Annotated in this window: 20 protein-coding genes and 2 tRNA genes; 16 read left to right on the top strand and 6 right to left on the bottom strand. The window is 49.3% G+C overall.

Annotated elements, in window-relative coordinates; all coding sequences use genetic code 11:
• The first annotated feature begins 7 nt into the window (after window positions 1-7).
• Window positions 8-1528, top strand: coding sequence for an alginate export family protein (locus G006_RS0104650; protein WP_020481999.1), 1521 nt, complete (start codon window positions 8-10; stop codon window positions 1526-1528).
• Window positions 1529-1541: 13 nt separating this feature from the next.
• Window positions 1542-2684 carry a glycosyltransferase family protein gene (locus tag G006_RS0104645; protein WP_020481998.1) on the top strand — a complete coding sequence of 381 codons (1143 nt, stop codon included), beginning with the start codon at window positions 1542-1544 and terminating at the stop codon, window positions 2682-2684.
• On the opposite strand, the gene G006_RS24950 is transcribed toward G006_RS0104645, so the two are convergent.
• The 6 genes from G006_RS24950 to G006_RS24940 all read right to left on the bottom strand — a co-directional run bounded on the left by G006_RS24950 (window position 2681) and on the right by G006_RS24940 (window position 7965).
• Complete coding sequence (locus G006_RS24950) at window positions 2681-3922, bottom strand: S8 family peptidase (protein WP_020481997.1); 1242 nt, start codon at window positions 3920-3922, stop codon at window positions 2681-2683. The two genes, G006_RS0104645 and G006_RS24950, sit on opposite strands and share 4 nt — an antisense overlap.
• A 6-nt stretch (window positions 3923-3928) precedes the next feature.
• Window positions 3929-4636 carry an anti-sigma factor family protein gene (locus tag G006_RS26900; protein ID WP_152428802.1) on the bottom strand — a complete coding sequence of 236 codons (708 nt, stop codon included), beginning with the start codon at window positions 4634-4636 and terminating at the stop codon, window positions 3929-3931.
• Window positions 4637-4640: 4 nt separating this feature from the next.
• Window positions 4641-5201, bottom strand: coding sequence for an RNA polymerase sigma factor (locus G006_RS0104630; RefSeq protein WP_020481995.1), 561 nt, complete (start codon window positions 5199-5201; stop codon window positions 4641-4643).
• 125 nt (window positions 5202-5326) lie between these two features.
• Window positions 5327-6070: a TorF family putative porin gene (locus G006_RS0104625; protein WP_020481994.1), complete on the bottom strand. Its 744-nt coding sequence runs from the start codon at window positions 6068-6070 to the stop codon at window positions 5327-5329.
• Between the two features lie 134 nt (window positions 6071-6204).
• The gene (locus tag G006_RS0104620) at window positions 6205-6951 is read right to left on the bottom strand and encodes a DUF5765 domain-containing protein (protein ID WP_020481993.1); all 747 of its coding nucleotides are present in this window, start codon (window positions 6949-6951) and stop codon (window positions 6205-6207) included.
• 546 nt (window positions 6952-7497) lie between these two features.
• Window positions 7498-7965 (bottom strand): ProQ/FinO family protein, encoded by a 468-nt coding sequence (locus tag G006_RS24940; protein ID WP_020481992.1) that lies wholly within the window; start codon window positions 7963-7965, stop codon window positions 7498-7500.
• A 287-nt stretch (window positions 7966-8252) separates the two neighbouring features.
• On the opposite strand from G006_RS24940, the gene hemF reads away from it, so the two are divergent.
• The 14 genes from hemF to G006_RS24930 all read left to right on the top strand — a co-directional run bounded on the left by hemF (window position 8253) and on the right by G006_RS24930 (window position 20426).
• A complete protein-coding gene (hemF, locus tag G006_RS0104610) occupies window positions 8253-9167 on the top strand; it encodes an oxygen-dependent coproporphyrinogen oxidase (protein WP_020481991.1) in 915 nt (304 codons plus the stop codon).
• A gap of 141 nt (window positions 9168-9308) precedes the next feature.
• Window positions 9309-10358, top strand: a complete 1050-nt coding sequence (locus G006_RS26895) for a hypothetical protein (RefSeq protein ID WP_152428800.1) — start codon at window positions 9309-9311, stop codon at window positions 10356-10358.
• A 75-nt stretch (window positions 10359-10433) separates the two neighbouring features.
• A tRNA-Val gene (locus G006_RS0104595) sits at window positions 10434-10510 on the top strand.
• Between the two features lie 48 nt (window positions 10511-10558).
• Entirely contained in the window at window positions 10559-12466 is a 1908-nt protein-coding gene (gene thrS, locus G006_RS0104590; RefSeq protein ID WP_026146841.1) for a threonine--tRNA ligase, read from the top strand.
• Window positions 12467-12488: 22 nt separating this feature from the next.
• Window positions 12489-13013: a translation initiation factor IF-3 gene (infC, locus tag G006_RS0104585; RefSeq protein WP_081607885.1), complete on the top strand. Its 525-nt coding sequence runs from the start codon at window positions 12489-12491 to the stop codon at window positions 13011-13013.
• Between the two features lie 159 nt (window positions 13014-13172).
• Entirely contained in the window at window positions 13173-13370 is a 198-nt protein-coding gene (gene rpmI / locus G006_RS0104580; protein ID WP_020481987.1) for a 50S ribosomal protein L35, read from the top strand.
• Window positions 13371-13399: 29 nt separating this feature from the next.
• The gene (gene rplT / locus G006_RS0104575; RefSeq protein ID WP_020481986.1) at window positions 13400-13762 is read left to right on the top strand and encodes a 50S ribosomal protein L20; all 363 of its coding nucleotides are present in this window, start codon (window positions 13400-13402) and stop codon (window positions 13760-13762) included.
• A gap of 141 nt (window positions 13763-13903) precedes the next feature.
• Window positions 13904-14923 carry a phenylalanine--tRNA ligase subunit alpha gene (gene pheS, locus G006_RS0104570; RefSeq protein ID WP_020481985.1) on the top strand — a complete coding sequence of 340 codons (1020 nt, stop codon included), beginning with the start codon at window positions 13904-13906 and terminating at the stop codon, window positions 14921-14923.
• Window positions 14924-14938: 15 nt separating this feature from the next.
• Window positions 14939-17314, top strand: a complete 2376-nt coding sequence (gene pheT, locus G006_RS0104565) for a phenylalanine--tRNA ligase subunit beta (protein ID WP_020481984.1) — start codon at window positions 14939-14941, stop codon at window positions 17312-17314.
• A gap of 2 nt (window positions 17315-17316) precedes the next feature.
• Window positions 17317-17613: an integration host factor subunit alpha gene (gene ihfA, locus G006_RS0104560; protein ID WP_026146839.1), complete on the top strand. Its 297-nt coding sequence runs from the start codon at window positions 17317-17319 to the stop codon at window positions 17611-17613.
• On the top strand, window positions 17597-17950 hold the full coding sequence (locus G006_RS0104555) for a MerR family transcriptional regulator (protein WP_020481982.1): 354 nt from the start codon (window positions 17597-17599) through the stop codon (window positions 17948-17950). The genes ihfA and G006_RS0104555 overlap by 17 nt, the downstream gene beginning before the upstream one ends.
• A gap of 70 nt (window positions 17951-18020) precedes the next feature.
• Window positions 18021-18097: transfer RNA gene (locus G006_RS0104550), tRNA-Pro, on the top strand.
• A gap of 294 nt (window positions 18098-18391) precedes the next feature.
• Window positions 18392-19474, top strand: coding sequence for a phosphotransferase (locus G006_RS0104545; RefSeq protein WP_020481981.1), 1083 nt, complete (start codon window positions 18392-18394; stop codon window positions 19472-19474).
• Window positions 19475-19883: 409 nt separating this feature from the next.
• The gene (locus G006_RS24930) at window positions 19884-20426 is read left to right on the top strand and encodes a Mor transcription activator family protein (protein ID WP_020481980.1); all 543 of its coding nucleotides are present in this window, start codon (window positions 19884-19886) and stop codon (window positions 20424-20426) included.
• The last annotated feature ends 61 nt before the right edge of the window (window positions 20427-20487 follow it).

Here is a 20487-nt window from a genome sequence, read left to right as displayed (position 1 = left end):
TTCGTTCATGAGCTTTAATTCCTTCAAACTAAAACCCGGAAAAACCGTATTACTGGCCGGCGGCGCCTTGCTGAGTTTATCCGTACTTGCAGAGACCACTAACGGGCAGGTGGCAGCTAACAAGCCCAATGACAATACCTTCCGCCAGGACAATATCGACGGGGTCAGAAAAGAACCCTTGCGTATCAACCCTGGCGACAAAAGGCCCGCCGACCAATTTAAAGTAGATGTATTCGGTCATCCATTGACCATAGGTGGCGCTTACGAACTGGAACCGCGCTATGTCGAAGACCGGCGTCTGGACCCGCGCCGCGACGACGATGTGGCTAATGTCTATCAAGACCTGAAACTGGAGTTGTTTTATCAGTGGTCAAAGTCTTTGTCGTTTTTTGTGCAGTCCGATGTGTATTACGACCCGGAAGTCTATACCGAAAGCGGTCTGGATCAGTACGAAGCCGGCATTAAACTGACCCAGGCCTGGCTGTTCATTCATCAAATTCTGGATTCGGGGTTTAGTCTGCAATTGGGCCGGCAACGTATTGCCGACAAGCGACAATGGTGGTGGAATGACGAACTGGATGCGGCACGGGTGTATTTTGGCGAAGACACGCTGTTTGCCGAGTTGGCCATCGCCAAGGAGTTGGGATCCAAGCAGTCGGATCAGGATTTCATCGATCCAGTGAGCGACCGAGTGGTGCGACTGATGGGCGACGTGGTTTGGCAATGGGATCCGAAGCAAAACCTGTCTTTGTTCTTTCTGAGCCAGTTCGATAATTCGGACAACCAACGCCCTGGCGACTTAATCCGAGCCAATCGTAAAGACACCAGTGACGGCGATTTAAATTGGTTCGGCGGCCGGGCGATGGGCAAATTCAAAATAGAGCATGTCGGCAAGATCGGTTACTGGCTGGATTCGGCCTTTGTATTTGGCGAAGAGACTACACAAACTTTTACCGATATTAACAGCAACGTCTCCCGAGTTGGCGCGCAAACCCCGAGGCACGTCGAAGCCTGGGGCTTGGACGCCGGCATCACTTGGTACACAAATCTGTTTCTGGAGCCTTACTTTACCTTAGGTTATGCCTACGGTTCCGGGGATTCCAATCCCAGCGACGGTACCGACAGCAGTTACCGGCAATCGGGGATACATAACAACAAGATCAAACTATCCGGCAGCCAACGTTTTCGTTATTACGGCGAGTTATTTCGGCCGGAATTATCGAATTTAAATATCATGACTGCCGCGCTGGGATTTCCGATCTCCGAGCAAAGCTCCGTAGACTTGCTCTATCACCACTTCGAACAGGCCACGCCTTCGGCTGTAATTCGCGATTCACGGATTCGCGCCACGCCTAACGGCAACAGCGGCACCCTGGGCGACGAGTTCGATTTGGTATTGTCCTTGGATGAATGGAAGCATTTGCAGGTGCAATTTGCCGGTTCGGTATTCATGGCCGGGCCTGCTTTCGGACAACTGGAGGGTAATAATTCCTTTCAGTTGGATCTGACCTTTAAATACAGCTTTTAACGGTTTGGTTAGCATGCAGTCAAAGCGCCGTAAAATCCTGTTTTATTGCCAAAGCTTGGTCGGCTTGGGGCATTTGACCAGCAGCTTGATGGTGATACGCGAGTTGTCGACATACGCCGATGTCGATTTGATCCACGGCGGACAAGGCCTGCAACAGATGCCGGAATTGCCGGGCTTTCGGCATCTGCGTCTACCTACCATCCTGATCGATAGCGCCAGCGACGAACTTTATGCACCAGAGAGCGACAAGCACATTGACGCCGTCTGGACCGAGCGCGCCGCCGCTATAAATGAGTTTGTAAATTGGCCCTACGATGCGGTGATCGTCGAATTTTTCCCGTTTGGCCGCCGTCGTCTGAAAAAAGAGATTCTGGGTTTGTTTGCCGCGGTCAGGCAGCGTTGCGGGGCGATTCCGATTTTTTGTTTTGTGCGGGAAATCCTGGTGCCTGCAGCATTGGAAGCTGAGCGGCGCATGGTCAAACTGGTACGGGAGCATATTCACACGGTATTCGTGCGCGGCGATCCACACATTGTGCGTTTCGAGGAAACGTTCAGTTTGACGGCCGAAATTGCCGATTGTTTGGTGTATGTGGGCTACGTTAGTCCGCCGCCTCCCGCAAACTGGCCGACGCGACAGAACAAGATCGTCGTCAGTCAGGGTGGCGGCGAAATTGGCAAGACTCTATTGCGCGCGGCTATCCAGACCGCGCCTATGCTACCGGACTACAATTTTATGATTGTCACCAGTTCCAGAGCTTCAGTAACCGAAATTGCCGAGCTGCAGGCCTTGGTCCGCAGCCCTAATGTCCAAGTCGTGTCTTTCTTGAATGACTTTCAGGAAAACTTGCAATCTGCCGCTTTGTCTATCAGCTTGGGTGGCGACAACACATTGATGGACGTGATCAGTACTCGCACGCCGGCGTTGGCTTACCCTTATGCCGGCAATAGCGAGCAAGGTCTGCGCATTGAAAAACTGGCCGGCAAGGGCTTCGTGTTTCCGTTAACTGAGAACGATCTGGTGCCGGAGCGGCTAAGTATCAAAATCAGGACAACGATAAACCAAACTTATCCGCAACAGGCCATAGCCATTCATGGCGCGGCCGAAATCAGTCGGCGGATAAGCGTGATTCTTGAGGGTGAATTTTGTGAAGACTAGTGCGCGCGTTCCGGAGAGGCAAGGGCGGTACTCGAATCGAGCAAATTGGCAGTCGAGGCGTCGTTGCCGAGCCGGCGTTTGATGTCCGCGGCTTTCCAGTCCGGATGCAGTTGCAACAGCAAAGCGGCCATGCCGGCGACATGCGGTGTGGCGAAGGAACTGCCGTTCATAAAGTCATAGGCTTGGTGTGGCACCGTCGTCAGAATGTCCTTGCCAGGCGCGGCGATTTGCTGGTTGTTGCCGTTCTTTTCCTGGCCAACGGCTATCACACCGGCGATATTGGCCGGAAAACCACCGGCTTGTATTTGACTCGGCACAGCCGCGACCACAATAATGCCTTTGGCCAGCGCTTTTTCAATCAGTTGCTGTACTAAGGGGTCTTCGGGGCCGCTCAGGCTCAAATTGATGATATCGCTATTCATGCGAATGGCCTGATTCAAGGCTAATGCCAAGGTAAAGCTGTTGCAACGCGCCGCCAAGGAATTAGGTTTCTCCGGCCAGCAGGCCCGAAATGCCAAAATTTCGGCTTCGGGGGCGATGCCGGCAATACCTATGCCGTTGTTTGGATGGGCGGATAATACGCCGGCTACCGCCGTACCGTGAATATCGGCCAAATTGTGATCGCTGGGTTCCGGCGCGGTGTTTTCCGAGTATTTAATTCGACCTTTCAAGTCCGGGTGTTCGGTATCCACGCCGGTATCGATGACGGCAATCCGCACGCCTTGGCCGGTGGTGGTAAGGTGCAGATCGGCTATCCGCAAGACGTTAAAGCCGGTTTGTAAATGCAGATACGGGTCGCTATACGTCGGAGTAGGCGGTGTCTGTTTACCGAGAACCTGAAAGCTATGCATTTGTTGCACGGACGAAACGTCCCGGTCCTGTTGCAATTCTGCGATTGCCTCTTGTACGGGCAGGGTGTCCGGCACCTCGTAAACGACGCAACTGACACCCAATGTGGTGACCGGCCATTGGGCGACGAATTGCAAATGATGGCGGTCGGCAAGTTCCTGTGCAATATGTTCGCTCCAGCCGGAGTTGCCGTATTGGCCACGCAAGCGATAACCGTCCAAGGTATTGGCCGGCAACGCGCGATCAATGCTGCGGTCCGTAAAGGTGACCAGCAGACGGCGTTCTTCCGCAGATTTGCTATCGCCCAGCCGCGATAAATCGCCGGTGCTGGCGCAGGCACTAAGCAGCACGAGCAAGCAAATAAACAGATTTAAGCGCATTAATTTCATGATCAATTACGGTTGTAAAATAGGTTCCGCCAGTATTACATCCTGTCGGCCGCGGAGCAACGCCAAGGCGCTGGCCATGTCAGTATCCGGTTTGCCGGTGGCGATTTTGACCGTGTAAGCGCCGACACTGTTCGGCCCGTCTACCCGTACCCCATCAATTTGGCTAAGCACGGCGTCTATGTCTTTTTCTGTCAGACTCTTGGCAAACACCACGCGTAACTCACCGATCGGACCTGCGTTTGGCTTGGCTGCGGAAAGCGTGTGATAGTCGGTAGTATTGGCCGGCGATAGGTATTGCACGGCAGCCGGCAGGGTGACCAATAACAAGGACGCGGCAATAGCCAGACCTTTTCCGGTATTGCTGGCGATCCGCCAAAATCCGCGAGCAACGCTGAATGGTCTTACATTTGCGCCAGTCAGTTTGTCGTGTGGGCTATCGTCTTTTACGGTAAGCGGGAGTTGACTGGCTGTTTGCATTTTTGCTCTAAAACCGGCGAAAGAAGCTTCGGCCGCTACGTCCAGATCGGCTGCTTGTTGCACGGCCAATGCGAGTTTGCGCAATGTCTGCAATTCGCGCCGACAGACCAGGCAGTATTTTAAATGCAGGTCTACCTGCTGCCGTTCATCTGTTGACAGGCTTTGATTGACATACCAGGGCAATAACAAAACCATGTCGGAGTGGGAGTTAGTGGGTGAGGAAATCTGTGGGTTCATGGCCTTATTTCTCCTGTGCATCGGCAAAAACCTGCAGTTTCCTGCGGGCATGAAACATACGGGTTTTTACAGTATTTTCCGGGCAATCCAGAATTCTGGCGACATCCTGATAAGACAAGCCGTGGTAAAAGGTTAGTTCGATGACTGCACGTTGGTCCGGCGGTAAAGTGGCCAGTGCATAGTTTAACCAGTCTTCGTTTTCCCAATTATTCGCAGGATTTGCGGTCGGGTCGCCGATGGTTTCGGTCAAGTCGTCGATATCGACATCGTTGTTACGCCGGGCACTTTTGGCCATGGCTTTCAGGGTTTTGTGATAGGCGATGCCGAATACCCAGGTGGAAATTTTGCTTTCATGATTAAAGCCCTGGGGTTTTTCCCAAACCACCAGCAAGGTTTCCTGTATTAGTTCCTCGACAGCTTCGGGTTGGCGCGTCATGCGCAAGATGAAACGAAACAGCCTTGGATAGTAGTCTTTGTAGAAAGCTTCAAACGCGGCGGTATCGCCTGCGCCGATACGTTGCAGCAAGGCGTATTCGTCCGGACCGATTTGGGGCTGTTCGGGCATGGGTGGTCGATGTAGGTTAGGTACTAAACGCAGCATGGCTCAAACCTGGGTTCCTGATGATTTTAGCTTGGTGTGCGAGTGTATTCCGCCGCGAAGCCGGAAGGTTCAAAGGCGGTAAATTTTATTTAAAATCCGGCAGTCACGGAGATTAAAAATTTATTGTCCTGTAAGCGTGGATAAAACTCGTGGTGATGGATGTCTTCGTGATGATCGTCCAGATGGACGTCAGCATAGCGTAAGTCTAGCGCCAGATTAGATGTGATGAACCAAGACACGCCGGCGTTCCAATAGAAATAGTCCTCCTCTAACAGTTTGTTGGCTTGGCAATAGCCCAATCCCGTCGAAAATTGCAGGTTGTCAAGGATGTCGCGGCGATATTTGAGCTCGTAATTCAGTACCGTTGCCTCACGCCGATAGGCGTTTGGCGCGACGGACACCGTTCCGGTCAGCCAGTTTTGGTAGTGCAGGGATGCGTAAAATTCGGTGTAATCGGCATACTTTCCAAAAATCTTACCGTCGAACAGGTAGCCGGTTACCGATAATTCAGTACGCCAGTCGTGATTTAACGGCAGGCTCCATCCCAGATAGGGTTTGATTTCGACATCGGCGTAATTTTTATAGCTGCGGTCGTCAAAGCTGACTTGTGAAACGCCCACACCGGCGAACCACCCCATGGGATCTTGATAATCGATATGCGCTTGCGCCAGAGGATTGCCGCGATTTTTGGAGTAGCCCCGGTGCAAGTAATCGCTGAGAAAAGTGAGTACTCCATGCCATTCCGCTTGGGCGTAAGGTAAAACCGAGGATACGCCGAATACTCCTATGAAGATTGCAAACAAGCCTTTACGGAAGATTTTATCTGAGTCCATGGATGGGTAGTTTGAGATTTATGTGGGCATTGTCGGCGATTGACTGTCAGTATAGAACTACCCTTTTGTGCATTATTTCCTAGTTGAGTTGAACCTTCAACAAACTTGAGGGATGTGGGGGTTAATGTATCAATTTATTTAAAAAACTGAGGATGGCGGCAGCCATACCAATTAGTAACATGCAAGTATTGGCGGATGGGTGTTTTAATTAATAATAGCAGCAGGCCTATCGAATATAGACACCACACGGCAGCCCATTCGTTCATGTTATTGGTAGTTAAATAGGCCAACAGCGGACCGGTCGTAAGATGATAGAGCACCAGTTTCCATGAACCGTAAAGCAAGGGCATCAGAAAGGCAGCGTAAACGTAACTGTTAGCCATTTGAATGCTGCCGCTGGCCGGTATGGCCCAGGCAATATGCCATTGTCCGGATGTTGAGCAAATTTCCGTGCCGCAAAATGGCATCAGGAATTTGAGCTTAGTGCCGGGTAAAAACTGATAGTAGTGGTCAAAGCAAAAACTGCTCCATTGAAACGGATAAATCCGCATCATGAATACAGTGGCCGCCGCAAAGCAGAGGGCGTAGACAAACGGCGCAATACGTTTTCGTAAGGATTCCGGGATAAAGTGCATGGTGACCGCGTTGACGAAAAACGGTTGAAACGCGATGTGCATATATCCCAAAAAAGTAGCAACCTGATTGTTCGGATTAAGGCATTGGTCTATCACCGAATAGGTATATGCCTGTAGTAATTCCATCAGCGAGAAATAGGCCAATGCCAGGCATAAGACCTTGGATTCGCCGCGTCGATAAAAAAAAGCAGTGCTCGCAAAGCCGGTTACGGCAAGCGCGGCGGATGCCTCGCCACTCCAACACATAATTCCTCCTGGGAACTAAAAATCTAGGATCGGGCAAACTGCGATCCAGTGTCGGAGTTTGAAAAGTCTATAAAGAGTAACGCCTGGCGGATGCCGAGGGGCTTTAAGGCTCTGTATTGCCGACTTTTGCCTAGTTTTAGGCTTGGTCGTGAAGAGACTGCCTTGGTGTGGGTAAACCTAAGGCGTGATCGCGAGAAGAAAATGACGCAAATTTTGCAGTCGATACCTTCTGATTCCGGGATAGCTTTGCAGAATCGGTGGCTATTCTAATAGCTTGTTGAGGTTTTATGACAAAAATTTTCCGGGAACTGATGATGCCGGCACGCACCGGAGTTTGCTTTGGGTGAATGAGTGTATATCGGTTGGTTCGGAATTTCCGAGCCTGACGTACTGCTCAGTCGGCAGAGATGGGTAGCCGCATTAGCAATCAGACAAGCGGGTTTGGGAAACACCCAGTTTCGGCGTTTCCGCGCAGTTGTGCGTCCAGAAAACCACAAGTTTGACCCCGTGCTTTCCTGGTGCTGGCATTATCTGTGCGGGCAAAAGTTATGCTTCCTCGGTAGGTAATGCTTCGATTGCTTCGGGCTGTTTTCGACGTTCTGCTTTTAATTTGCTCGCTTGTTCAGCATCTGCTTTTGTGACTTGGCCGGCCGGCATCCCTTGCAAATCAACTCTGACGGCATCTTCCGTCAGGCAATCCCAATAACGATGTCCCCAACACCATGCCTTCAGTGCGTTGCGGAGTTGGTTTTTATCTGCGCCGAGTTGATCGGCATGCGCCAGGATGTCTTTGTGGATACCAATTTTTAAGGGCAGTTTCGCAGCGGGTTTTTTGGGGAATGCCAAAGGGAATTTCTTTTGCAGCAAGCCGATGATGGCGACTAAGGCATCAGCTTTGCCGGTCTTCTTGATAGGTGATTTCTCCGCTATCTTTTTTTGCCGTTGTACCGATTTATTGGCAGCCGCTTGCTTGACAAGTTCATCTCTGAGCGATGCTAGTTCTTCAAATCCCATAATGTATCCACACTGTTATCAAGGAATAAAAAGCAGATTGTACATCGGGAAACATCACGCCAAATAGTGCAATCGAATTTCGGTATCCCAAGCCAGCAATTTCTGAGAAAAATTAAGTAGCGGTACGCACATTATTTGGTGCTGTTTAGAGTTTTCAGGGGGCCGACGTAAGTGTCGGCGCACTGCTTATCCGAGTTTTAGTTTTATATTTTGTGGTAATTTGCGCTGAATGGGCTGCCGCATAACGGTTGCTGAGTAAAATTACTATCGATAGGACAGTGCTTATCATGATTGAGAACGATATATCCGCAGTAAAAACCTATTTGCTGAATTTGCAAGATCGAATTTGTACTGCTTTGGAGGCGGAAGAGCCCATCGCTCGCTTCATTGAAGATGCGTGGGAACGTGCCGAAGGTGGCGGCGGGCGTTCGCGGGTGTTGGCCAATGGTGAGGTGTTTGAGCAAGGCGGGGTTAATTTTTCGCATGTGTTTGGCAGTCATTTGCCGCCGTCGGCAACCGTCAAACGACCTGAGTTAGCCAACAGGCAATTTGAAGCGATGGGTGTGTCCTTAGTGATGCATCCTCGCAACCCTTATGTGCCGACCTCGCATGCCAATGTGCGGTTTTTTATCGCCAAAAAAGACGGTGAGCCGTCAATTTGGTGGTTTGGCGGCGGTTTCGATTTGACGCCGTTTTATCCTTTCCGCGAAGACGTATTGTATTGGCATCAAGTGGCGCGTGAAGCTTGCCTGCCGTTTGGCGAGGATGTGTATCCACGCTATAAGAATTGGTGCGACGAATATTTCTTTCTAAAGCACCGCAACGAAACCCGTGGCGTCGGTGGTTTGTTTTTCGACGATTTGAACGAGCCCGATTTTGCTCAAGCTTTTGCATTTATGCAGAGCGTAGGTGATCACTACCTGGATGCCTATTTGCCTATTGTGCAAGGACGTAAAGACACGGTCTATGGCGACCGAGAGCGTAATTTTCAGTTGTACCGGCGTGGGCGTTATGTCGAATTTAATCTGGTGTACGACCGCGGGACGTTATTTGGGCTGCAATCGGGCGGTCGGACCGAATCGATTTTGATGTCCATGCCACCCGTCGCGCACTGGCAATACAATTGGCAGCCTGAGCCGGGTAGTGCAGAGGCCGAGTTGTACGACACATTTTTAGGCCCACAAAACTGGCTGGGAATTTAGCTGGAAATCGGTTAGTAACTTTGCGTCGGTATTTGTTAGCCAACTTTATTCGCGAGGTTTTGTTTTCAGTCAAGCGTGTTTGGTCTTTTTTTTGGATAGTTAGCTAAAGTTCACAAAATTTCTGCCGCTAAAAGAAACGGCATGGTTGTAACCGCCAATACAGGAACTGATTTGCGTATGTCTGTCCTGCCCTTGGCTATTGACCATTTGTTTTTATGCAGCGTCAAGGTGAATCTAATGACTACGATCAATTCATTGACAACATCATTGTATGTATCGCAAATGACCATCAGCATATCCAGTACCAAAAGCACTCACAACGACGAGGACACAGAGCGTCCGGCGGTCAGTGGAAGAGGGGAGAAGCATGGGCATCATCATGGCGGTGGGGCGTTCATGCGCAATGTCATGCAAACATTGCAAAGTTTCGGGCTGAATATTCCTGGCGGTAATAGCGATTCTGCCGGCGATGACACCACTGAAAACAATGCTGGTGGCGGTCAAAATAACTCATCTAATCTCGGGCAGTTGTTGCAGACCTTTTTGCAGGATTTACGGCAGGTATTGAAGCAAAGCGGTGTGCAGCAAACTTCTACAGCGGCACAAGGCGATGCAAGTGCCGTGCAAACACCGCCAAAGCCGGTTACGCCGACTACGACTACTTCGACGCCTGTAACAACAAGCGCTGCACAAGCTCCGGCCGCAACTCCTGCAACCAGCGTCCAGAATAACGCCGGTACGCCGGCAACTACGACAACTGCACCGGTAACGAATACATCAACGGCTACAACCACTACGTCCGCGCCACGCGCAACTGTCGCCGATGTTCGTCAGGCGTTACACAGCTTCTTGCACGATTTGCGTCAGGCTTTGAAATACAGTGCGGATCGACGTCACGGCTCCGACGATGATATTCAGCATGGTGATAGAGCGGTTGGTCGAAATGGCTACGGTAAATTCACCGATAATTTGCAAAATTTGATCTCGGCTCTGAGTGACGCAAATGGAGCAACTGGCGGTAAATATAAGGAATTGCAAGATAGTTTTAGCGATCTAGTGAATTTGCTGGGTACTCCAGCGAATGGTAAAAAACCGACTTTGTTGGAGTTCTTAAACAAGTTGTCCGGTAATCGTGAGAACAACTCGCCAACCCCCGGTGCTAAGGGTTCCATCTTAACGGCAACGGTTTGAACCAAGTGTCGAAGTAGAAAAAGCTTGCATAAGCTGTTTAGATCGTTATAATGCGCGGCTCGAACGATAGACTTTAGGCGCGTAGCTCAGCTGGTTAGAGCACCACCTTGACATGGTGGGGGTCGGTGGTTCGAGTCCACTCGCGCCTACCAAAACATAAAGCACCGCATGACGGTGCTTTTTTTATTGTGGAATCGAAAATGCCTGTAATCACTTTGCCCGACGGCTCTCAGCGTCAATTCGACCAAGCGGTGTCTGTAATGGATGTGGCCCTTTCTATCGGTACGGGTCTGGCGAAGGCCGCGTTAGCTGGCAAAGTCAATGGCAAGTTGGTGGATGCCTCCACACTAATCGATTCCGATGTCAGCTTGCAAATCGTCACTGCCAAGGACGAAGAGGGTGTTGATGTAATTCGCCACTCCACTGCGCATTTATTGGCCCAGGCAGTCAAGCAATTATTCCCCTCAGCGCAGGTAACCATAGGTCCGGTGATAGAAAACGGTTTCTATTACGACTTTGCCTTTGAGCGTTCTTTTACACCTGATGATTTGACAGCCATTGAAAAGAAAATGGCGGAACTGGTTGCGCAGGACATTACAATTAGTCGCTCCCTTTTGTCACGCGACGAAGCTGTAAAGTTTTTTGAAGGTTTGGGCGAGAAGTATAAAGCTGAAATTATTTCTTCGATTCCTGCCAACGAAGATTTGTCTTTGTATCAGCAAGGCGAATTCACCGATTTGTGCCGTGGTCCGCATGTGCCCAGCACCGGCAAATTAAAAGCCTTTAAGTTAATGAAAATTGCCGGCGCTTACTGGCGCGGCGATTCAAAAAACGAAATGCTGCAACGCATTTACGGTACCGCATGGGGCGACGCTAAGGAGCTAGCCGCTTATCTGCATCGTCTGGAAGAAGCCGAAAAGCGCGACCACCGCAAAATCGGCAAGGCGCTGGATTTGTTTCATACCCAGGAAGAAGCCCCGGGCATGGTGTTCTGGCACGACAAAGGCTGGACTATTTATCAGCAAATCGAACAATACGTGCGCGAGAAATTGCGCATGAACGGCTACGGCGAAGTCAAAACGCCGCAAATTGTTGATCGCACCTTGTGGGAAAAGTCAGGGCACTGGGATAAGTTCAGTGCAATGATGTTTACCACACATTCGGAAAGCCGCGATTATGCGGTGAAACCGATGAATTGCCCCTGTCATATCCAAATTTATAATCAAGGCATTAAGAGCTACCGAGATTTGCCTGTGCGCCTTGCCGAGTTCGGCTCCTGCCACCGCAATGAGCCATCCGGTACTTTGCACGGTTTGATGCGGGTTAGAAACTTCGTACAGGACGATGCCCACATCTTCTGTACCGAAGATCAGATTCAATCCGAAGTGTCTACGTTTATTGATCTGTTGTTCGAGGTATATAAGGATTTTGGCTTCGAAGAAGTGATTATCAAATTGTCGACTCGTCCGGAAAATCGCGTTGGTGACGATGCGGTCTGGGATAAAGCTGAAAATGCTTTGGAATTGGCGCTGAATACTAAAGGTTTGGATTGGCAGTTACAACCGGGTGAAGGCGCCTTTTATGGTCCTAAAATTGAGTTCTCCTTAAAAGATTGTATAGGTCGAGTCTGGCAATGCGGTACTATACAGGTTGATTTCTCGATGCCGGAAAGGCTGGATGCCTCGTATATAGGCGAAGATAGCGCCAGGCATGTGCCGGTAATGTTGCATCGGGCGATCCTGGGTTCCTTGGAGCGCTTCATCGGGATTTTGATCGAGCAATTTGCCGGAACTTTTCCGTTATGGTTGGCGCCGGTGCAGTTGGTGGTGATGAATATCACTGATCGCCATGCCGATTATGCTGAGGAAGTTAGGCGACAACTTGAAAAACAAGGTCTTAGAGTCAAAATTGACTTGAGAAACGAGAAGATAGGCTTTAAAATCCGTGAGCATTCTATGCAGCGAGTGCCGTATCTTTTGATTATCGGCGACAAGGAATTAGAAACTCACACTGTCAGTGTACGCACGCAGCAGGGCGAGGATCTAGGAAGTCTGTCAATTGGCGAACTTGGCGAACGCTTGAGAAACCAGATTGCGGATCGAAAATAATAACAACTTGGAGGATTAGGGTATCAGCTCTAAAAAAGATGCAACGCGCTTAAATACCGAAATTACCGCCAGGCGGGTTCGGGTAGTAGGCGCTGAAGGTGAACAAGTCGGGGTTGTTTCAATAAACGAAGCGTTACAGCTCGCCTACGATGCAAACATGGATCTGGTCGAAATATCGCCCAATGCCGATCCTCCGGTTTGCAAAGTCATGGACTTCGGCAAATACCAGTTTGAGTTAAACAAAAAACTGCAAGCCGCCAAGAAAAAGCAAAAACAAATCCAGATCAAGGAAATCAAGTTTAGGCCCGGTACCGAAGAAGGTGATTACCAGGTCAAGCTGCGTAGCCTGATCAAGTTTCTAAACGAAGGCGACAAAACCAAGATCACTGTACGTTTTAAAGGCCGGGAGCTAACTCATCGCGAGTTGGGCATGGACTTGTTGAAACGTATCGAAACCGATCTGGAAGAAATGGCCATAGTCGAGCAATTTCCCAAGTTGGAAGGCCGGCAAATGGTCATGGTGATGGGCCCGAAGAAAAAGAAATAATTCGATCACACGGTTTTAGCCGTTTTTTAAAACGGCAACGCGATTCAGGAGCGAATCGGCTAGCGGATACTTTTGTGTCCGGAAATTCAATGGGGCCAAGCATTTTGCCTCACTGGGTTTTATCTCAGGGACTTTACTTTTAATCATTGGAGAAAACAAATGCCAAAAATGAAAAGCCATAGTGGTGCCGGCAAGCGCTTCAAGAAAATCGGAAGCGGCGGTTTTAAATGCAAACAATCGCATAAGCGTCATATCCTGACCAAAAAAACCACCAAACGTAAAAGACAACTGCGTAAAACAGCCATTCTTCATCCGTCGGATACGCCATTGGTTGCGCGTATGCTGCCGTACAGTTGATTTGTCACCGTTATTGAAGAGAGTAGAACATGGCTAGAGTTAAACGCGGCGTCACCGCTAGAGCAAGACATAAAAAGATTTTAAAACTGGCAAAAGGTTACTACGGTGCCCGTAGCCGGGTTTACCGCGTCGCCAAGCAGGCGGTCATTAAGGCCGGTCAATACGCTTATCGCGACCGTAAACAGAAAAAACGCCAATTCCGCGCTTTGTGGATCGTGCGTATCAACGCTGCCGCACGTTTGTACGGTATCTCCTATAGCCGTTTGATCAACGGTCTAAATAAAGCCAATGTTGCGATTGATCGCAAAGTATTGGCCGATTTGGCTGTACGCGATATCGACGCTTTCGGCGCGATTGCGAAAGTGGCTATAGCAAACCAAAGCAAACCGTAAGGAAAATATTAAGCCGCTCCGCAAGAGCGGCTTAATCGCTCGACTCCCCGTTTCTGGCGGGGAATTTTCCGCCGTACCTCTTTTGGCGGGAACCTATCGTTTTGGAATCTCCCTCAATTGCAGACAAAAGTGAGCTGAGTCGTGTCGGCTAGTATCGAAGATATTGTTACGCAGGCATTACAAGAGCTTGCACATGCAGCAGACCTCAGTCAACTCGATCAGGTCAGAGTCAATTACCTAGGCAAAAAGGGCCTGTTTACTCAGCAGATGAAAGAGCTGGGTAGTCTGGACCCCGAGCAACGGCGCAGTGCCGGGCAAGTTATCAACGATGCCAAAAACAAATTTCAAGAAGCGTTAGAAACGCGGAAGTTGACTTTAGAAAATGCCGAATTGGCGGCGCGTCTGGCTAGCGAATGTATTGACGTTACCCTGCCGGGGCGTGGCCAGACCGTATCCGGATTGCATCCTGTCACGATCACCTTGCGGCGGATTGCCAAAATTTTTGCCGAGGCCGGCTTTAATATCGTCGAAGGCCCGGAAATCGAAGACGATTACCATAACTTCGGCGCCTTGAATATTCCCGAGCATCATCCCGCGCGGGCGATGCACGATACCTTCTATTTCGATGCACATACCGTATTGAGAACCCACACGTCGCCGGTACAGATTCGGGTGATGGAATCCGAAAAGCCGCCCCTGAAAATTATCGCGCCGGGCCGTGTGTACCGTTGTGATTCGGACATGACTCACTCACCCATGTTTCATCAGGTCGAAGGCTTCTTGGTTGATACCGACGTTAGTTTCGGTGACCTGAAGGGCGTCATTTTCGAGTTTCTGCGCGCCTTCTTCGAAAAAGAAGTCAACGTGCGCTTTCGGCCTTCCTATTTTCCGTTCACAGAGCCGTCCGCCGAATTCGATGTGTCCTGTGTCATGTGCGACGGCAAAGGTTGCCGTGTCTGCAAACAAACGGGCTGGCTGGAGGTCGGCGGTTGCGGCATGATTCACCCTGAAGTATTCAAATCGGTCGGTATCGATAACCAAGTTTATTCGGGCTTTGCTTTCGGAACCGGCGTCGAACGTCTGGCGATGATGAAATACGGCATCAACGACCTGCGAATGTTTTTCGAAAACGATTTGAAATTTTTACAACAGTTTAGGTAACGGTGGAAAATAATCATGCAAGTCAGTGAAGCCTGGTTAAGAGAACTAGTCAATCCGCCTGTCGCCACTGCCGAATTAGTCGCGCAATTGACCATGGCCGGTCTGGAAGTCGATGCCGTGACGCCGGTGGCAGCTGAATTTTCCGGGGTGGTGGTCGGCGAAGTACTTTCCACTATTCAACATCCAAACGCCGATAAACTTAGGGTTTGTCAGGTCAATGTCGGCCAAGCTGAACCCCTGCAAATCGTTTGTGGTGCCAGCAATGTCAGGCCCGGTTTGAAAATTCCGGCAGCATTGATCGGTGCGGTGTTGCCAGGCGATTTCAGAATAAAAGAATCCAAGCTGCGCGGCGAATTGTCGTTCGGTATGTTGTGTTCGGAAAAAGAATTAGGCTTAGCGGTCAGTTCCGATGGTTTGATGGAATTACCGGCTGATGCACCGGTCGGTGTCGATATTCGCGACTATTTGACGCTGAATGATAACGTGATCGAGTTGGGCTTAACACCTAACCGTGCGGATTGCTTGAGCGTCGAAGGCGTTGCCAGGGAAGTGGCGGTGCTAAATAATCTGCCGTTCCAGGCAACGGCGTTTGCTGTTATCGAGCCGCAGCACCAACAAACCTTGGAAGTTAAGGTTGAAGCGACAGAAGCGTGTCCGGTTTATCTCGGGCGTTTGATCAAAAATATCAATCCCGCTGCGGTCACGCCAATGTGGATGCAGGAGCGTCTGCGCCGTTGTGGTATTAGAAGTTTAAGTCCGGTTGTTGATGTTACCAACTACGTCTTGATCGAACTGGGTCAACCGCTACACGCTTTCGATGCCGATAAACTGAGCGCGCCTATCGTGGTTAGACGCAGCCGGGCCGGCGAGTCCTTGGCTTTACTGAACGACCAAACCATAGAATTGGATGGTGACGCCTTAGTCATTGCCGATCAAAAACAAGCTTTGGCTTTGGCTGGGGTGATGGGTGGCAAGGATAGTGCGGTATTTGGTGAGACTCGGGACATATTTCTGGAATGCGCGTTTTTTACACCGATTAATGTAGCCGGCAAGGCTCGTCAATTTGGTTTGCACACTGATTCCTCACATCGCTTTGAAAGGGGTGTGGATTTTAAATTGCAGCGCCGTGCCATAGAACGCGCGACACAACTGATCATCGAGATTGCAGGCGGCAGCCCGGGGCCAGTTCAGGAAATTACTGCTGTTGCGGCGCTGCCGCCCAGAGAGCCAGTCAAATTGCGTAGTCAGCGTATCGCCAAAGTATTGGGTATCCAGTTCGGCGACGATGAAGTGCATGCGCTATTTGAAGGATTGGGTATGCAGGTTCAAGTAGTCGAAAACGGTTGGGAAATTACCCCGCCAGGCTTTCGTTTCGATATTGCCATCGAAGAAGATTTGCTGGAAGAAATCGGCAGAATCTATGGATATAACAATCTACCTAGCAGTAGTTTGTTGATGCGCTCTGAGCTTGGCAAAGCACCTGAGGCACAGTTGCCATTGGCGAGATTGCAGGATTGCTTGGTAGATCGCGGTTATCAGGAAGCGATTACCTACAGCTTTGTTGATGAAGCGATGCAAAATGCCGTCGCGCCTGGCGAAGAATTTATCCGGATTCAAAACCCTATATCCTCCGAGCTGGCTGTCATGCGCACTACGCTGTGGTGCGGTTTATTGAATGCGGCTTTGTACAACACGAATCGTCAACAGAGTCGTGTGCGCCTTTTTGAAGCCGGGTTGCGGTTTTTCTATGAAGACGGGCACATTCAGCAACGGAAAATGTTATCCGGTGTGGCCTTGGGGACGGTTAACGCCGAGCAATGGGGCGAAAAAGCCAGAAAGCTGGATTTCTTCGATGTGAAAGCCGATGTCCAAGCGTTATTCGGTTTAACGGGTATTACAGCGGAGTTTGTTGTCTATCAACATCCAGCATTACATCCCGGTCAAACCGCGCAAATCAAAAATTCAAGCGGCGAAGCAATAGGCTTATTAGGTATGCTGCATCCGACGCTGGAAAAACAATTAGGTTTCGATAGCCCGGTATACTTGTTCGAGCTGGAGCAGGAAGCCGTATTGAAACGGAAGGTTCCGAAATTCAGAGCGCTATCTAAATTTCCTTCGGTACGCCGCGATATGGCTTTGTTAGTGGAGGAGGCCGTATCGGCTACTGCAATTACCAAGGTTATTCAAGAATGTCGCGAGACGGCGATACGCGAAATATCGATCTTCGATATTTATCGCGGACCAGGCGTTGCCGAAGGTTATAAGAGTGTCGCGTTAGCTTTAGTCTTGCAGGATTTTACACAAACGCTTACCGACACAGAAATTGATGCTATATTTCGCAAAGTGCTGGACACTTTAGCGGCTAAACTGAATGCAAAATTGAGGGAGTGATTGTGGCATTAACCAAAGCAGATATTGCAGAGAAATTGTTTGAAGACCTCGGTTTAAACAAACGCGAAGCTAAAGAAATCGTAGAGTTGTTTTTTGACGAAATTAAAAAAAGTCTGGAGAGCGGTGAGCAAGTAAAAATTTCCGGGTTCGGTAAGTTCGAATTGCGCGATAAAAGCGGTCGTCCGGGCAGAAATCCGAAAACGGGCGAAGAGATTCCTATCACTCCGAGGCGTGTGGTGACTTTTAGAACAGGGCAAAAATTGAAAGCTCGAGTAGAAGCGTATGCTGGAACCCAGTAATAACAACGAATTACCGGTTATTCCGGCCAAGCGATATTTTACGATTGGCGAAGTTAGCGACCTCTGTGCGGTAAAACCCCACGTATTGCGCTATTGGGAGCAGGAGTTTACCGAACTGAGTCCGGTGAAGCGTCGTGGTAACCGTCGTTATTACCAGCGTCACGATGTGTTGTTGATTCGACAAATTCGTGCTTTGTTATACGAGCAAGGTTACACGATAGGTGGGGCGCGTGCTCATTTGGCAAGTGGTAGCGCCAAGGAAGATAGTCTTCGCACCAAGCAACTTATTCATCAAATGATAGGCGAGTTGGAAGATATTTTGGAGTTACTGAAATAGCCTTTCTCGAATAATGTGATATTATTATTGGCTTGCTCTGCTGGATGGGCATTGATATAACGATAAACTTCGGGGCGTAGCGCAGCCTGGTAGCGCACTTGTCTGGGGGACAAGGGGTCGTGGGTTCGAATCCCGCCGTCCCGACCAAGTTTTTTGAGATTGAATATTGCATAGCCCGCAAGTTACTTGACTTGGCGGGCTTTTTATTGCTTGAAAAACTATAGGAATACACAGAATTTTGATAATTAGTTAATTACTGTTTGGGAACCTCTGATTAAATCAATTTTTCGAGAAATCCTTGATAGCAAGCTGTTGATTTCATTGGTATTGAAATTTGAAACAACGAATTAATCAGGAGTTCCTTTGATCGATGAAATTAACTTGAATGAATACGGCTGCTAATATTTCGATTTATCAAATATTTGAGACTGGCTTAATCCGATGTTGAACCGTTTTAGAAACCATATTGTCGTGCATCGCCCGGATCAATTATCCCGACAATGGGCGCAACGTATCGTTAACCGATACGCAACCAGTGCCAAAGTCAGTGCAGTAGATATTCAATCCGTCAATATTGGCACATCGACGCGCTTGCGGCTTACGGTAAATCATGACGCTATCGGCGTCGTTCCAAGTCGATGGTTTGTAAAAACGCCTTCGCTGGCAATTAAGTCCAGAGCGATTACCGCTATACCACGTTTATTGCATAAGGAAGTTCATTTTTATAATTCGCTTTCTCAGGGTGTGCCGGTGAATTTGCCGCAAATTTTAGCGGCTGAGAGTCAGTTAGGACGCGGTACTACATTAGTAATGACGGACCTGGACGAGCTGGGGTTTAGGCCCGGGCTTGCCGCCGACGCTCTGTCTTTGGAGCAAGCTCAGCGGGTGGTCGAAAAGTTAGCCGGTTTTCATGCTCACTATTGGGGCAATGCCAGGCTGCTGAAAACGCATCGCTGGTTAAACGGTTTTAGTTACAATGTCGAAAATCATATGGGTACCTTACTGGCTGTGCCGTTGATGAAGCGTGGCCTTGAGCGCGCAGGGCGCTTGGTGCCCAGCAAATTATATCGATCCGCACTGCACTATGCTGCGGATCGGCGGCGAATCACCAGGATATTGGCAGCCGGCGTGCAGACCCTGGTGCATCATGACTGCCATCCAGGCAACCTATTTTGGAATCATTCTGAGCCGGGCTTTCTGGATTGGCAATTGGTGCGGATGGGGGAGGGTGTTAGTGATCTTGCTTATTTTTTAGCGACATCGCTGAAGCCGGAGTCCCGGCGCGCTCATGAAAAACAATTGCTGAAGCTATATTTGGCGTCGTTAGCTAGTCACGGGATTGGCGGTTTGGATGAAGAGACGTATTGCCAACGATATCGCGCTCATTTGGTGTATCCGTTCGAAGCGATGATTGTTACCTTGGCTATAGGAGGTATGATGGAGCACAATAGCAATTTGGAGTTAATTGCGCGCGTCTCAGCGGCAGTTGACGATAACGATAGCTATGCTGCGTTAGCCCTATAAACTTTTTACCTGCGTTTCTGGAAGGTAGTTGTATGATGAATTTGATGTGGGAATAGGCTCGAGACTATTCGGAGGAAATTTTGAGAGTTAGAATCTCATCTCGATAAGGTGAGATATATTTTAGCGGGCTTATAAACCCACAATTATTTTAAATAACTATTGAACTTATACTTTAATGCTACAGAGTTTGTAGCTATGAGAAAGTCTACAAGGATTTTTAATCTCCATCTTGCTGCTTTTTTGCAAGAAGAAAATAAAAATGGTGCGAGGAGAGGAATCGAATAATCGATATTTATTATTGATTTTTAACGATAAAAAATTCAATAATTTTTGAGATACCAACAAAAATACCAACAAAAAACGTTGCTTGAACGGTTTTAGGTGGTGTTACCTGACACGAATCTCAAAAATGATTAACGCCGAATCGATCATGCTCGAACTGGAAAAATTCGTTTACCAAGATGTGGTTGCCACTCATGGCGAGAAAGCAGCGCTTGGCAGTGCGGCGGCTTTATTCGATTGTCTTTGGCTGAATTTCCGAAAGCAAACACTGTATGTGCCGACTTTCGACCGGAAAGCACTGGAACGGCGCAACGAGGAGATTTTGCGAGAATTCAACGGCGCCAACTATGCCGACTTGTCGGTAAAGTATCGGCTCAGCTTGCAGCAAATCTATTCGATAACCAAAAAAATGCGGGCCAAGCCTTCAATCAAGACAGAGCCAGCCGAAAAGCCAAACCCCGACAACCAGGACAAGCCGCTTGCACTGTGGGTGATTGAAGAGTACCTGCCGGCGGATTTGGTGAAGTGCGGCCTATCCGGAGAAGAGGCGGTAACGCTGGCACAAAGGGTGGCCGCTTTCTTGTGCCAGCGTTTTCCAGGGGTGATGATTCGTATTACCGATGCACTCAAGGACGCCAGGCAGACAATCGTGCCAACCGCCGCGCTTTAAGTTTCGCAATATCCCGTTATATCCCAGAATATCCCGTTGCTTCGGCCAAACCCAGGCCTGA

This window comes from Methylomonas sp. MK1, assembly GCF_000365425.1.
Taxonomy (GTDB): Bacteria; Pseudomonadota; Gammaproteobacteria; order Methylococcales; family Methylomonadaceae; genus Methylomonas.
The sequence above is the reverse complement of the archived record's forward strand: the minus strand, read 5'-3'. Positions and strand labels throughout refer to the sequence as shown.